The 12,416-nt window shown below is 70.3% G+C and carries 14 protein-coding genes and 1 pseudogene; 6 read left to right on the top strand and 9 right to left on the bottom strand.

Going from position 1 to position 12,416, the window contains the following annotated elements; translation table 11 throughout:
• On the bottom strand, positions 1-188 hold a 188-nt coding region (locus tag HWX58_RS14890), incomplete at its 3' end, for a hypothetical protein (RefSeq protein ID WP_250646013.1).
• A 164-nt stretch (positions 189-352) separates the two neighbouring features.
• Between HWX58_RS14890 and HWX58_RS14895 the strand changes: the two are divergent.
• Both HWX58_RS14895 and HWX58_RS00010 read left to right on the top strand, forming a co-directional pair.
• Positions 353-652 (top strand): annotated as a pseudogene (locus HWX58_RS14895) (ROK family protein); the annotation flags it as partial.
• 116 nt (positions 653-768) lie between these two features.
• The gene (locus tag HWX58_RS00010; protein WP_175984917.1) at positions 769-1,929 is read left to right on the top strand and encodes an anhydro-N-acetylmuramic acid kinase; all 1,161 of its coding nucleotides are present in this window, start codon (positions 769-771) and stop codon (positions 1,927-1,929) included.
• A gap of 195 nt (positions 1,930-2,124) precedes the next feature.
• On the opposite strand, the gene HWX58_RS00015 is transcribed toward HWX58_RS00010, so the two are convergent.
• Genes HWX58_RS00015 through HWX58_RS00035 form a run of 5 tightly spaced genes read right to left on the bottom strand, consistent with a single transcriptional unit; the run spans position 2,125 to position 5,651 of the window.
• Positions 2,125-2,283, bottom strand: a complete 159-nt coding sequence (locus tag HWX58_RS00015) for a hypothetical protein (RefSeq protein ID WP_175984918.1) — start codon at positions 2,281-2,283, stop codon at positions 2,125-2,127.
• A complete protein-coding gene (locus HWX58_RS00020; RefSeq protein WP_227529544.1) occupies positions 2,280-2,846 on the bottom strand; it encodes a YdeI/OmpD-associated family protein in 567 nt (188 codons plus the stop codon). The genes HWX58_RS00015 and HWX58_RS00020 overlap by 4 nt, the downstream gene beginning before the upstream one ends.
• Positions 2,843-3,649 carry an HAD-IIA family hydrolase gene (locus HWX58_RS00025; RefSeq protein WP_175984919.1) on the bottom strand — a complete coding sequence of 269 codons (807 nt, stop codon included), beginning with the start codon at positions 3,647-3,649 and terminating at the stop codon, positions 2,843-2,845. The genes HWX58_RS00020 and HWX58_RS00025 overlap by 4 nt, the downstream gene beginning before the upstream one ends.
• A gap of 49 nt (positions 3,650-3,698) precedes the next feature.
• A complete protein-coding gene (locus HWX58_RS00030) occupies positions 3,699-4,331 on the bottom strand; it encodes a metal-dependent transcriptional regulator (RefSeq protein WP_175984920.1) in 633 nt (210 codons plus the stop codon).
• A gap of 24 nt (positions 4,332-4,355) precedes the next feature.
• Positions 4,356-5,651, bottom strand: a complete 1,296-nt coding sequence (locus HWX58_RS00035; protein ID WP_250646014.1) for an Nramp family divalent metal transporter — start codon at positions 5,649-5,651, stop codon at positions 4,356-4,358.
• A 75-nt stretch (positions 5,652-5,726) separates the two neighbouring features.
• Here HWX58_RS00035 and HWX58_RS00040 point away from each other — a divergent pair, with 75 nt between their 5' ends.
• Complete coding sequence (locus HWX58_RS00040) at positions 5,727-6,344, top strand: TrmH family RNA methyltransferase (protein WP_175984921.1); 618 nt, start codon at positions 5,727-5,729, stop codon at positions 6,342-6,344.
• Positions 6,345-6,458: 114 nt separating this feature from the next.
• Here the strand turns inward: HWX58_RS00040 and HWX58_RS00045 are convergent, their stop codons facing one another.
• The 3 genes from HWX58_RS00045 to HWX58_RS00055 form a co-directional block, all read right to left on the bottom strand.
• On the bottom strand, positions 6,459-6,650 hold the full coding sequence (locus tag HWX58_RS00045) for a hypothetical protein (RefSeq protein ID WP_175984922.1): 192 nt from the start codon (positions 6,648-6,650) through the stop codon (positions 6,459-6,461).
• A gap of 130 nt (positions 6,651-6,780) precedes the next feature.
• Positions 6,781-7,653, bottom strand: coding sequence for a hypothetical protein (locus HWX58_RS00050; RefSeq protein ID WP_175984923.1), 873 nt, complete (start codon positions 7,651-7,653; stop codon positions 6,781-6,783).
• 32 nt (positions 7,654-7,685) lie between these two features.
• On the bottom strand, positions 7,686-9,011 hold the full coding sequence (locus tag HWX58_RS00055) for an MATE family efflux transporter (protein ID WP_175984924.1): 1,326 nt from the start codon (positions 9,009-9,011) through the stop codon (positions 7,686-7,688).
• A 229-nt stretch (positions 9,012-9,240) separates the two neighbouring features.
• On the opposite strand from HWX58_RS00055, the gene HWX58_RS15320 reads away from it, so the two are divergent.
• The 3 genes from HWX58_RS15320 to HWX58_RS00070 all read left to right on the top strand — a co-directional run bounded on the left by HWX58_RS15320 (position 9,241) and on the right by HWX58_RS00070 (position 12,412).
• Positions 9,241-9,408, top strand: a complete 168-nt coding sequence (locus HWX58_RS15320) for a hypothetical protein (protein WP_175984925.1) — start codon at positions 9,241-9,243, stop codon at positions 9,406-9,408.
• A 22-nt stretch (positions 9,409-9,430) separates the two neighbouring features.
• A complete protein-coding gene (locus HWX58_RS00065) occupies positions 9,431-11,395 on the top strand; it encodes a M13 family metallopeptidase (protein WP_175984926.1) in 1,965 nt (654 codons plus the stop codon).
• Between the two features lie 108 nt (positions 11,396-11,503).
• Positions 11,504-12,412, top strand: coding sequence for a serine hydrolase (locus HWX58_RS00070; RefSeq protein WP_250646015.1), 909 nt, complete (start codon positions 11,504-11,506; stop codon positions 12,410-12,412).
• Positions 12,413-12,416 lie beyond the last annotated feature (4 nt).

Raw genomic sequence — 12,416 nt, forward strand, 5'->3', positions numbered from 1 at the left:
CTCGTCACCTCTGAGGGGCCGCGCGTCCGAGGCAGCCGCAGCAGGCAGGCGACCGGTCGCGAGGCGACCCCCGCGTCGATGGATGCCGCGATCGCCGCGGTCGTCGGCCACGCACTGGCCGCGGTGCCCCTCGACGCCGCGTTCGTCGGAGCTGGCGTCGGGAGCGCGGGGCCTGTCGACCGGGCCACCGGCACGATCATCCCGGTGAACATGCCCGCCGTCCGCGGCTACGGACTGGCGGACGCGGTCCGTTCGGCGGCATCCGTCGTCCTCGGCCACGACGTCGGCACCGTGTTCGGGCACGACGGCGAGCGCGAGCGCCGCCTGGGCGCAGTCTCAGGGCTGGACGGGCGCGACCGGCGAGGACCTGGCGAGGGATGCCGCGGCGGGCGACGCCACCGCCCGTGCGGCGATCGAACGCTCGGCGCGTGCCGTCGGCGAGGCTCTGGCGGATGCCGCGACCCTCGTCGACCTGGACGTGATCGCGATCGGCGGAGGCTTCTCGCGGGTGTCGGACGACTACATCGACCTCGTGCAGTCCGCCCTCACGGCATCCGCTGCGCACGACTACTCGCGCGCTGCCCGCGTGGTCCGCTCCGGCCTCGGAGACGAGGGGCCGCTGATCGGCGCCGCCGCGTTCGTGCTGCGGTAGCGCCCGACACTTCGGGGGCCGAGGCGACGGATGTCGGACCGATAGGCGTGATCCGTCCGACATGCGTGTCGACGGACCCCCAGAGTGTCGGCCGGTCGAGGTCGTAGGCTCGAGCAATGCGCGTACTCGGCCTGCTCTCCGGCACGTCCCACGATGGCATCGACGTCGCCGTCGTCGACTTCGATGAGAGCGACGGGATGCTGCGCGGCGAAGTCCTGCGCACCGGCAGCGTGCCGTACCCGGCCGCGCTGCGCGCCCGTCTCGTCGCAGCGCTCCCGCCGGCGGCCACCACGCTGGCCGAGGTGTGCGAGCTGGACACGCTGATCGGGCAGGCGTTCGCCGACGTGGCACGGGATGCCGCGGCATCCGTCGGCGGCGTCGACGCCGTGTGCTCGCACGGCCAGACCGTCTTCCATTGGGTCGAGGACGATCGCGCCCGCGGAACCCTGCAGATCGGCCAGCCCGCCTGGATCGCCGAGGCGGTCGGCGCTCCCGTGATCTCGGACGTCCGCATCCGCGACATCACCGCCGGCGGGCATGGAGCGCCGCTGGTGTCGTTCCTCGACGAACTGCTGCTGCGCGAGCACGCCGGGGTCTCGGCCGCCCTGAACCTCGGCGGCATCGCCAACATCACGGTCGTCGGCGACGGCCTGCGCGCTTACGACATCGGTCCGGCGAACGCCCTCGTGGATGCCGTCATCAGCGCGTACGGCCTCAACCCGCTCGGTTACGACGAGGATGCCGCGATCGCGCGCGCCGGCGCCGTCGACGACGAGTTGCTGACGGCGCTCCTCGCCGATCCGTACTACGCCCTGCCGGCGCCCAAGAGCACGGGCAAGGAGCACTTCCACCTCGCATACGTGCGCGAGCACGTCGCCGCTCTCGGCCGGGATCTGCCGATCGCGGATCTCGTGCGCACCCTCACCGAGCTCACGGTGCAGACCGTGGCGCGCGATGTCGCCGCCGCCGGCGTCGGCTACCTCGCGGTCTCGGGTGGTGGTTGCCGCAACCCGCTCATCATGGACGGGCTCCGCGCCGCGCTCCCCGGCACCGAGGTCGTGCTCGCCGATGAGCTCGGAGCGTCGGCGGATGCGAAGGAGGCGATCCTGTTCGCCCTGATCGGCTGGTGCACGATGCACGGCATCCCCGCGGTGATCCCCGGCGGCACCGGCGCGCGCGAGCCCCGCATCCTCGGAACGATCACCCCTGGTTCGGGCCCGCTGCGGATGCCGGAGCCGGTCGCCGCGCTCCGCGGCCTGGAGCTCACCGCCGGCTGAGGAACCGCTACCGCGCAGGCGGAGTTTCGGGCGCGAGGTGGCGCGAATCGTTGCTTTGGCCCGAGTATGGCCGCCGTTCGCGACCCCTGCTTGCGCGGGCGGAGCCGGCCTCGAGCGCGAGGTGGCGCGAATGGTTGCTTTACCCCGAGTGTGGTCGCCGTCTACGACCCCTCTCGCGGGACAGTCGCCCGCGCGTCAGCGCTTGTCCTCGTCCCAGGGCCCTTCCCACCAGTTGCCGCCGCGGTCGTCGGACCCGCCGCGACGGCGTGAGCGCACCCACTGCACGATGATCACCGTGAGCGTCGACAGCGTGATGAGGATCAGCACGAGGAACAACACGTCCTGCTGGGTCATGGGCGCTTCCCTTCTGCGGCATCCGCGACCATCTTCGCGATCCGCGCGGACCGCGTCTCGGGACGCCGTGCCAGCGCGATGTTCGTCAGCCCGAACTTCTTCACCGACTTCGGAAAAGCATCCCAGTTCGCGCGGGCGGCGGGAACAGCATCCAGTGCGGCGGCGAACTCATCGGGCTCGATGCCGGCCTCCGGGCCGTCGAGCATCTCCCACGTGCCGTTCGCCTTCGCGACCTCGATCGCTCGGATGCCAGCGGGAGCGAGCTCTCCGGATGCCTCGAGCTCGGCCAGCCGCGCCTTATTCGTCGCCGCCCATCCGCTCGACGGGCGACGCGGTGAGAACCACTGCGCGTTCGCCGAGTCGAACTTCCGCACCGGTCCGTCGATCCACCCGAAGCAGAGCGCCAGGCGGACGGCATCCTCGTACGACAGCCCAGACGCATCACCGCGAACGTTCAGCACCCAGACCCCCGCGGCGGTCGCGTGGTTCTCCTCGAGCCAGGCGCGCCAGGTCGCGGCATCCGCTGCCGTGATCCGCTCGCCGTCGTCGAGAACGCCCATCATCCCTCGACGGTGCGAACCGTCCCGGTGATGGTCGGCAGCAGATCGGCGACAGAGTCGACGATCTCGTCGGGGCGGAAGGGATACTTCTCGATCTCGCGCTGGTCGCTGATGCCCGTGAGCACCAGCACCGTGTGCAGGCCCGCCTCGATGCCGGCGACGATGTCGGTGTCCATGCGGTCGCCGATCATGCCGGTCTTCTTCGAGTGCGCGCCGATCTTGTTCAGTGCAGACCGGAACATCATCGGGTTCGGCTTGCCGACCACGTACGGCTCGCGGCCCGTGGCCTTGGTGATCAGCGCGGCGATCGCGCCGGTTGCCGGCAGCACGCCGTCGGCGCTCGGGCCGGTCGCGTCGGGATTGGTGACGATGAAACGCGCGCCCTTGTTGATCAGGCGGATGGCCTTGGTGATCGCCTCGAACGAGTAGTTGCGCGTCTCGCCGACGACGACGAAATCGGGGTTCGTCTCGGTCATCACGAACCCGGCCTCGTGGAGCGCCGTGAGGATGCCCGCCTCGCCGATGACGAACGCCGAGCCGCCAGGAACCTGCTGCTTGAGGAAGTCGGCCGTGGCCAGCGCCGACGTCCAGATCCGTTCCTCGGGAACCCGCAGACCGCTGGTGCGCAGCCGCGCTGAGAGGTCGCGCGCGGTGAAGATCGAGTTGTTCGTCAGCACGAGATAGGGGATGCCGTTCGCCTCCCACCCGGCGAGCAGTTCGGATGCGCCGGGTATGGCGTCGTTCTCATGCACGAGCACGCCGTCCATGTCGGTGAGCCAGCATTCGATGTCATCGCGGTGTGCCATGTGCTCAGCCTATTGGTCGGTGCGACGCCGCGGTGGTGTTGCCGTCGGATTACGCCGTGAGCCAGATCGCCTCTGCGGCGCCGTCCGGCAGGGCGACGGGGGAGCCGTCGACCTCGATGCCGTCGGCGGTCACGACGACGGTGTGCCCGACGCCGAGTCCGGATGCCTCGATCTCGCGCAGCAGCTGGGGGTCGACGTCGCTGACTCGCAGCACGCGCCCGGTGTGACCGATCTCGGCGGAGGCGAGCAGCACGAAGGGGTCGCGGACGACCGTGCCCGCGGCATCCGGGATCGCGTCGCCGTGCGGATCGAACCGGGGGTGGCCGAGGCGCGCGTCGATGCCCTCGAGCAGCCGTTCGCTGATCGTGTGCTCGAGGACCTCGGCCTCGTCGTGCACCTCGTCCCACGCGTAGTCGAACTCCTGCACGAGCCAGGTCTCGATGAGACGGTGTCGCCGCACCATCTGCAGCGCGCGCGCCTCGCCGGCATCCGTCAGCCGGACGGCGCCGTACGGCACGTGCGAGACGAGCCCTGCGGTGGCGAGCTTCTTGACCATCTCGGTCACGCTCGAGGGGGCGATGCCGAGCTTCGCGGCGAGCTGCGAGGGAGTGATCGCGGCGTCCTGCCATTCGGTGTGCGCGAACACCGTCTTCAGATAGTCGTCAGCTGCGGGGGATGCCACGCTCCCAGTCTAGGTGGGCGCTGTTCACGCCCCCGTGAGCACCAGCCAGAGCAGAGCCCCGTTGAGCGCGATGAGCAGCACGGATGCCACGAAGCCGGAGGCCGTCGTCCACGCCCGGTTCGCCCACGGGCCGAGCGTGCGCCGCTGCGCCGTCAGCGCGACGAGCGGGATGAGCGCGAACGGGATGCCGAACGACAGCACGACCTGACTCAGCACGAGCGCGAGCGTCGGGTCGACGCCGACGCCGAGGATCAGCAGCGCCGGGATGAGCGTGATGAGGCGGCGGGCGAGCAGCGGGATGCGCACGTGCAGCAGTCCGTGCATGATCTCGGCACCCGCATAGGCACCGACCGACGTCGAGGCGAGACCGGAGGCGAGCAGTCCCACGGCGAAGAACGTCGCGACGACCGGCCCGAGACCCGCGGTGAGGGCGGCATGCGCTCCTTCGAGCGAGTCCGTTCCGTCGACGCCGGCGAGGTTGGCCGCCGCGAGCAGCAGGATGCCGAGGTTCACGGATCCCGCGATGATCATGGCGATCGTGACGTCCCAGCGGGTCGCGGTCAGCAGGCGCCGGATGCGGGATGTCTCGGTGCGGGCGGCCTCGGCGGCGGCATCCGCCGGGCGGGTGCGCGAGTTCGCGCCGAAGCGGTCGCGGCTGAGCGCGGAGTGCGCGTAGATCGCGTGCGGCATGATCGTCGCGCCGAGAATGGATGCCGCCAGCAGCACGGACCCGGTCCCCTCGAAGCGCGGGACGATGCCCGAGACCACGCCTGCGGCATCCGGCGGGGCGATGAAGACGCCGGCGAGGAATCCGACGGTGATGATCACCATGAGGCCGACGATCACGAACTCGAACGGCCGGGCACCGCGACGGGACTGCACCGCGAGCAGGATCATCGAGACCGCGCCGGTGATCAGTCCCCCGAGCAGGAGCGGCACGTCGAAGAGCAGATTCAGCGCCACGGCGCCGCCGATGACCTCGGCGAGGTCGGTGGCCATGGCGACGAGTTCGGCCTGCAGCCAGTACGCACGGCGGCCCCAGCGATTGCGCAGCCGGGTGCCGAGGACTTCGGGCAGGCTCTGCCCGGTGACGACGCCGAGCTTCGCGGACAGGTACTGGATGAGCCAGGCCATGACGTTGCCGGCGAGCACGATCCAGACCAGCAGGTAGCCGTACTGCGCGCCGGCGGTCATGTTGCTGGCGACGTTGCCCGGATCGAGGTAGGCGACGCCGGCCACGAGCGCGGGCCCGAGCAGCCACAGGCTCCGCGGGGGAGCGGCGCTGGCGGTCGGAGCATCCACCGTCAGATTTTTAGGCACGCCGAAATCGTAGCCTATTTTTAGGTGCACCGAAATATCCGGGAGCGGCGTGAGGCGGCCGGATAATCTGGCTGGATGGACGAGCAGACGCCCGAGCGCACCACCCACGGCGTCGGACCCTGGCAGGGCGAGCTGCCCGACGGAGACCAGTACGACCCCGAACTGCTCGAACACGGCGACACCCGCAACGTCATCGACCGCTACCGCTACTGGCGCATGGAGACGATCGTCGCCGATCTCGACACGCGCCGGCATCCCTTCCACGTCGCGATCGAGAACTGGCAGCACGACATGAACATCGGCTCGATCGTGCGCAGCGCGAACGCGTTCCTCGCCGACACCGTGCACATCATCGGCCGTCGTCGCTGGAACAAGCGCGGCGCGATGGTCACCGACCGCTATCAGCACGTGGTGCACCACGAGGACGTCGCGTCGTTCGCAGCATGGGCGGCTTCGGAGCGCCTGCCGATCATCGCGGTCGACAACGTCGACGGCGCCGTCCCCGTCGACAAGGCGGATCTGCCCGAACGCTGCGTCCTGCTGTTCGGTCAGGAGGGGCCGGGCCTCACCGACGAGGCTATCGCCGCGGCATCGGGCCACATCGAGATCACGCAGTACGGGTCGACCCGGTCGATCAACGCGAGCGCGGCGGGCGCCGTGATCATGTACGAGTGGTGCCGGAGGTGGGCGTAGCCTGCCTGAGGCACCCGCCGTGCGGAGCGCGGCAGACCGGCGCAGCGCCGGGTGAGGCCCGCGTGCGGGCCGAGCCGGAGGTGGGCGTAGCACCGGCGCCGCGCCGGATGAGGCTCAGTCGCGCTGAACGCCGAACGTGTGTCGCATCAGCGCGTTGACGTCGGCGTCGAGTCGGTCGAGGCGACGGTGAACGCCCTGGATCTCCGTGCGGATGATGCGGACGAACATCGTCGACATGAGCGTCATCATGCCGAACAGACCCGTGGCGAACACGCCGATCAGGGTCCAGACCTGCGGTTCGGTCATCGTCAGCATCCCTTCATCATGCTCGCTTTCCCGCAAGGATGCCAGGGGCGGGCCGACCTCGTTCGCGGATCCCCGCGAACGGGGGGAAGCCCGCGATTCTCGTCGCCTGTGGAGAACGAGTCGGCCCGACTCAGGAGAACCGGCCCGCCACGCTCAGCTCGTCACCGGTGCCGACGCGGATGTCGTGGAGGCGGATGCCCGATCCCTCGTCGTTGAACATCTCGCCCGCGTCGAAGGTCCTCCCGACGACCTCGCGCACGTGTCGCCGCGCGAACAGCAGCGCGACCTTCACCGCGGGGTTGTGGCTGCCGAGCGTCAGCGCCTTCACGGTGACGACCCCGTCGTGAGTGACGGAGACAGTCGCCTCAGCTCGCGCCGATGCGAAGAGCAGCTTCCAGCGCAGACCGGCTGACGCGCTGATCCGGATGTCGTCGCCAGCGCCGTCGACGGCGATGCGCACCCGACCGAGCCGCACCCCGCCTTCCCGCAGTAGCGGACGCATCACCATCGTGACGAGCGGGCCGATGTCGTCGGCGGCGATGGCGAATCGGAATGTCCCGCGCAGCCCGTCGCGCTCATCGTCCGGAGCCAGGGCGTAGCGGCTCTCGGGGAGGCCCGGCTCCGTCGGCTCGGCGTAGGTGATCCAGGCGAGCGGCAGGTCCTCGACGCGGATGTCGATCGTCACGGGCGTCTTTTGAATGCGCATCGGCAGCGCCGTGAACCGCACAGTTCTCGCGATCCCGACCTCGCGTGCCAGCTCGTCCGGCTGAACGGCGTCGCCCGGCCGAGCGCCCGGCGCCGCGTCGCGGTTCGGCGTGATCCGCAGGTCGGCGCGCGTGGCATCCACGGTCAGCTCGCGCAGGTCGAGGCCGTCGAGATCGGCGGTCACACGGACGCCCTCGAGCCCCCGCACCGCGATCTCGTCGACGGAGGCCGAGTGCCGCAGCACCGCCCGCACCCAGTTCTCGACGGTGGCGGAGTCTCCGGGCCAGGCTGCGCTCATGCCACCATCCTGGCATCGTCCGATCGAAGCCCCTACGCCTCCGCCCGCAGCCAGCCGCCCGTCTTCACCCGCCAGCCGAGGGTCGCGAACCGGGCGAGCATGTACACCCCGAAGAACGCCACCGCCAGCCAGGTGACGCCGGCGGTTCCCGTCACACCGGTGAGCGCGACGATGAGCAGCGCGGGCACGAAGGGCACGAGGTTGAGGCCCCCGGCGATCGCCAGGTAGCGGACGTCCCCTGAGCCCATGAGCACGCCGTCGAGCACGAAGACGATCCCGGCGATCGGCTGGGCGACGGCCAGCACGATGAGTGCCGGCTGGATCAGCTCCGCCACGTCCGGGTCACCCGTGAACGCCAGTCCGATCACGCCGGAGAGGGCACCGATGATCAGTCCGACGATGACGCCGAACCAGGCGCCCCAGGCGACCGTGCGGGCGAGGACGTGCTTGACGCCGGGGATGTCACCGGCGCCCAGGCGCTCATCGGCAAGAGCCTGGGCGGCGATCGCCAGAGCATCGAGGGCGAAAGCCGCGGCCGAGAAGATCGTGAAGACCACTTGCCATCCGGCGAGCTCATCGGTGCCGATGCCCGTCGCGACGCCGACCGTGATCAGCAGAGCCGCGCGCAGACTGACCGTGCGCAGGAACAGCCAGCCGCCCGACCGCGCCGATCCGCGCACGCCGTCGCGCTGCGGGCGGACCGATGCCGAGTGCTTGCGTGCGAGGCGCCCGACGACGATCACGTAGGCGGCGACCATGGCCCACTGAGCGGTGACCGTTCCGACGGCGGATCCGGCGATGCCCCAGCCGAAACCGTAGATGAACAGGAGGTTCAGCAGCGCGTTGGCGCCGAACCCGAGGCCGGCGATCCACAGCGGCGTCACGGTGTCCTGCATGCCGCGCAGCAGCCCGGTCGCGGCGAAGACGATGAGCATGGCCGGCAGGCCCCACATGCTGATCATCAGGTAGGTGTCTGCCTGTTCGGCGACCTCGGTGGATGCGCCGAACAGCGAGACGAGCCAGTCCGACGACGTCGCGCCGACGACCGCGAGAACCGCGCCGAGTCCGAGCGCCAGCCACATGCCGTCGATGCCGACGGAGACAGCGTCCTTGTGATCCCCGGCGCCGAACCGGCGGGCGACGGCCGGCGTCGTCGAGTACGCGAGGAAGATCATCAGGCCGACGATCGTCTGCAGCACGGCGCTCGCGATGCCGAGCCCCGCGAGCGGGACGGTGCCGAGGTGGCCGACGAGCGCGGCATCCACCATGAGGAACGCGGGTTCGGCGACGAGCGCGCCGAGCGCCGGGACCGCCAGGCGCAGGATCTCCCGATTGAGGGAGGCGGGGCGGGCGGTCATCCCTCGAGCCTATGGCCTGCCGGCGACACGGATCCGATGCGCGCGTAGGCTGAAAGGACCGGCATCCGGAGGTGGACGATGACTGATCCTCGAGACGCCGCGGCCCGCTATCGGGCGCGGCAGAACGGCGATCCTGCTGCGCACCGAGGACCGCGAGCTCGATGCGACGCTCGACCGATTCTCGCGCGAGACCGACGTCCGTGAGCTGCTCGAGGACTTCAACAAGCGCGTGATCGAGGCGCGACGGCAGTTGCTGGGCGGACCGCCGGTGGTGACGAAGACCCGCGATGTGGATGCCGAGGCGCGGCGCTGGCGGGAGCGCCGGGCGACCCGTGCCGCCACCGACGTTCCGGAACCCGACCTGGCAGCCCGCCGCGGCTTCTTCCGCCGCCACTGATTCGCGCGCATAGGGTGGACGCATGACTGATGTTCTTCCTGCCGGTCTCGCGACCGAAGAGTTCAGCTCCGACATCCGCCCGCAGGACGACCTGTACCGCCACGTCAACGGCGCGTGGCTCGAGCGCACCGAGATCCCCGGGGACAAGGCGCGCTGGGGGTCGTTCCACATGCTCGCCGAGCAGGCCGAGAAGGACGTGCGCACGATCATCGAGGAGGCGCAGAGCGCCGAGCCCGGCACGCTCGAGCGCAAGATCGGCGACCTGTTCACGAGCTTCATGGACACCGCGCGCATCGACGCCGCCGGCATCCAGCCGCTGCAGGAGACCCTCGCCGAGATCGATGCCGTGGACGGCATCCCCGCGCTGCTCGCCCTCGCCGGGGCCTACGAGCGCGACGGCCGCGCGCACCTCATCGGTCTGTACGTCGACGGCGACCCCGGCGACCCGGAGCGATACGTGCCCGTGCTCGTGCAGTCGGGCCTCTCGCTGCCCGATGAGAGCTACTACCGCCTCGACAACTTCGCCGGCACGCGCGACGCCTACCGGGCGCACCTCGAGCGCCTGCTCGCGCTCGCCGGAGTCGCGGATGCCGCCGGCGACGCCGAGCGCTCGTTCGCCCTCGAGACGGAGATCGCCTCGCACCACTGGGACAACGTCGCCAGCCGCGACGCCATCAAGACGTACAACCTGAAGACGTGGGACGAGTTCCAGACGCTCGTCGGCGTCGACCTGGCCGGATGGCGGGATGCCGTCGGCCCGACGAACCCGGATGCCTTCGCCGAGGTCGTCGTCAGCCAGCCGAGCGCCTTCGAAGGGCTCGGCTCGCTGCTCACGGCAGGCCGCCTCGACGACTGGAAGGCATGGCTGCGTGCGCACGCCGTGCACGCGGCAGCTCCGTTCCTCACCGACGACATCGTGCAGGAGAACTTCTCGTTCTACGGCACCGAGCTCACCGGCGTCCCCACGATCCGCGAGCGCTGGAAGCGCGGCGTCTCGGTCACCGAGGGGGCCCTCGGCGAAGCGATCGGCAAGGTCTACGTCGAGCGGCACTATCCGCCGACGGCGAAGGCCGCCATGGACGAGCTCGTCGGGAACCTCATCGAGGCGTACCGGCAGAGCATCACCACGCTCGAGTGGATGAGCCCCGACACCCGTGAGCGGGCGCTCGCCAAGCTCGACGCGTTCACCCCGAAGATCGGGCATCCCGAGGTGTGGCGCGATTACTCGACGCTCGAGATCGACGCCGCCGACATCTTCGGCAACGTGCGCCGCGCCAACGTCTTCGAGCACGACCGCAACATCGACAAGGTGGGAAAGCCCATCGACCTGGGCGAGTGGCACATGCCGCCGCAGATGGTGAACGCCTACTACAACCCGTCGATGAACGAGATCGTGTTCCCCGCCGCGATCCTGCAGTACCCGTTCTTCGACGCCTCGCGCGATGCCGCGGCGAACTACGGCGGCATCGGCGCCGTGATCGGTCACGAGATCGGCCACGGCTTCGACGACCAGGGCAGCCGCTACGACGGCACCGGCAAGCTCGACGACTGGTGGACGGATGCCGACCGCGCGGCGTTCGAGGAGCGCACCAAGGCTCTGATCGCGCAGTACGACGCGCTCGTGCCGGTCGGCCTCGACGAGGAGAACCACGTCAACGGCGCGCTCACGATCGGTGAGAACATCGGTGACCTGGGCGGGCTCGGGATCGCGCTGAAGGCGTACGAGCTGTCGCTCGGGGGAGCCGAGGCGCCGGTCATCGACGGCCTCACCGGCGTGCAGCGACTGCTGCTGAGCTGGGCGCAGGTGTGGCAGCAGAAGAGCCGCGACGCCGAGACGATCCGTCTGCTGACGATCGACCCGCACGCCCCGAACGAGTTCCGCTGCAACCAGATCGTTCGCAACATCGACGCCTTCTACGAGGCGTTCGGGGTGGCCGAAGGAGATGCGCTGCACCTTCCGAGCGACCAGCGCGTGACCATCTGGTGATCTTCGGCGCAAGCCAGGACAGGTTGTCGACGGCCGGGGTTAGGATGGCCTGAGTCGCCGACGCCCCGGCCGGTGCGGCACCTCCCCACCTTCTCGGAAGGACCTCGCGTGGGCACTCCCCCTGAGCCTGCGATGATGCGCAGATCGCAGCGCAGCACCCGTCGTCTACCGCGCCGTGCAGCCATCGGGCGGAGGTCGTTCGCCGCGACGACGCGGGCCCTCGAGGAGCTGGCGGATGCCGGCGCCCACGTGGCGGTGCACGTGATCGACCTCGACAGCGGCTCGCAGGTGCTCGCCGGAGATGACCACCTCACGCTGCCGATCGCCGGGCTCGGCGTCGTGCCGCTGCTCATCGAGGTGGCATCCGGGTTCGAGTCGGGCGCCCTCGATCCGCTCGAGATCGTGGACCGCGCCTCGCCCGATGCTGTGGCGGCATCGGGCCTGTGGCGCAGTCTGCGCGCTCCCGCCCTGCCGCTCAGCGACCTCGCTGTGCTCGCCGCCGCCGTCGGCGACCCCATCGCCGTCAACATTCTGCTGGAACAGGTCGGGCTCGATCGGGTGCGCGAGCGCATCGCCGCGCTCGGCATGCCGCAGACGGCGGTCCTGGACCGTTTCCGTGACGAGCGCGGGCTCGACGACGCGCCGCAGGTCGCCGTCGGCACCGCACGCGAGCTGGCCGGACTCTTCTCGGCCCTGGTGAACTCCCGGGCTGTGGACGCCGCGGTCAGCGCGCAGGTCGCCGAGTGGCTGAGCCTGAACCAGGACCTCAGCCTCGTGGCGGCATCCACCGGCCTCGATCCGTTCGCGCACGACCACGACGCCCACGGTCTGCTGTTCATCAACAAGACCGGGCGCGATCGGGGCGTGCGCGCCGAGGCCGGTGTGCTCGCCGGCCCCCGATCCGGTGTCGCCTACGCCATGATCGTCGGCTTCGACGACCTCTCGATCGCGCACCGGCTGCGTGTGCACGACGCGTTCCGCGTCCTCGGCGTCGAACTCATGGAGTACGCGCACTGAAGCC

This window comes from Microbacterium tenebrionis, assembly GCF_903645325.1.
Lineage (GTDB): Bacteria > Actinomycetota > Actinomycetes > Actinomycetales > Microbacteriaceae > Microbacterium > Microbacterium tenebrionis.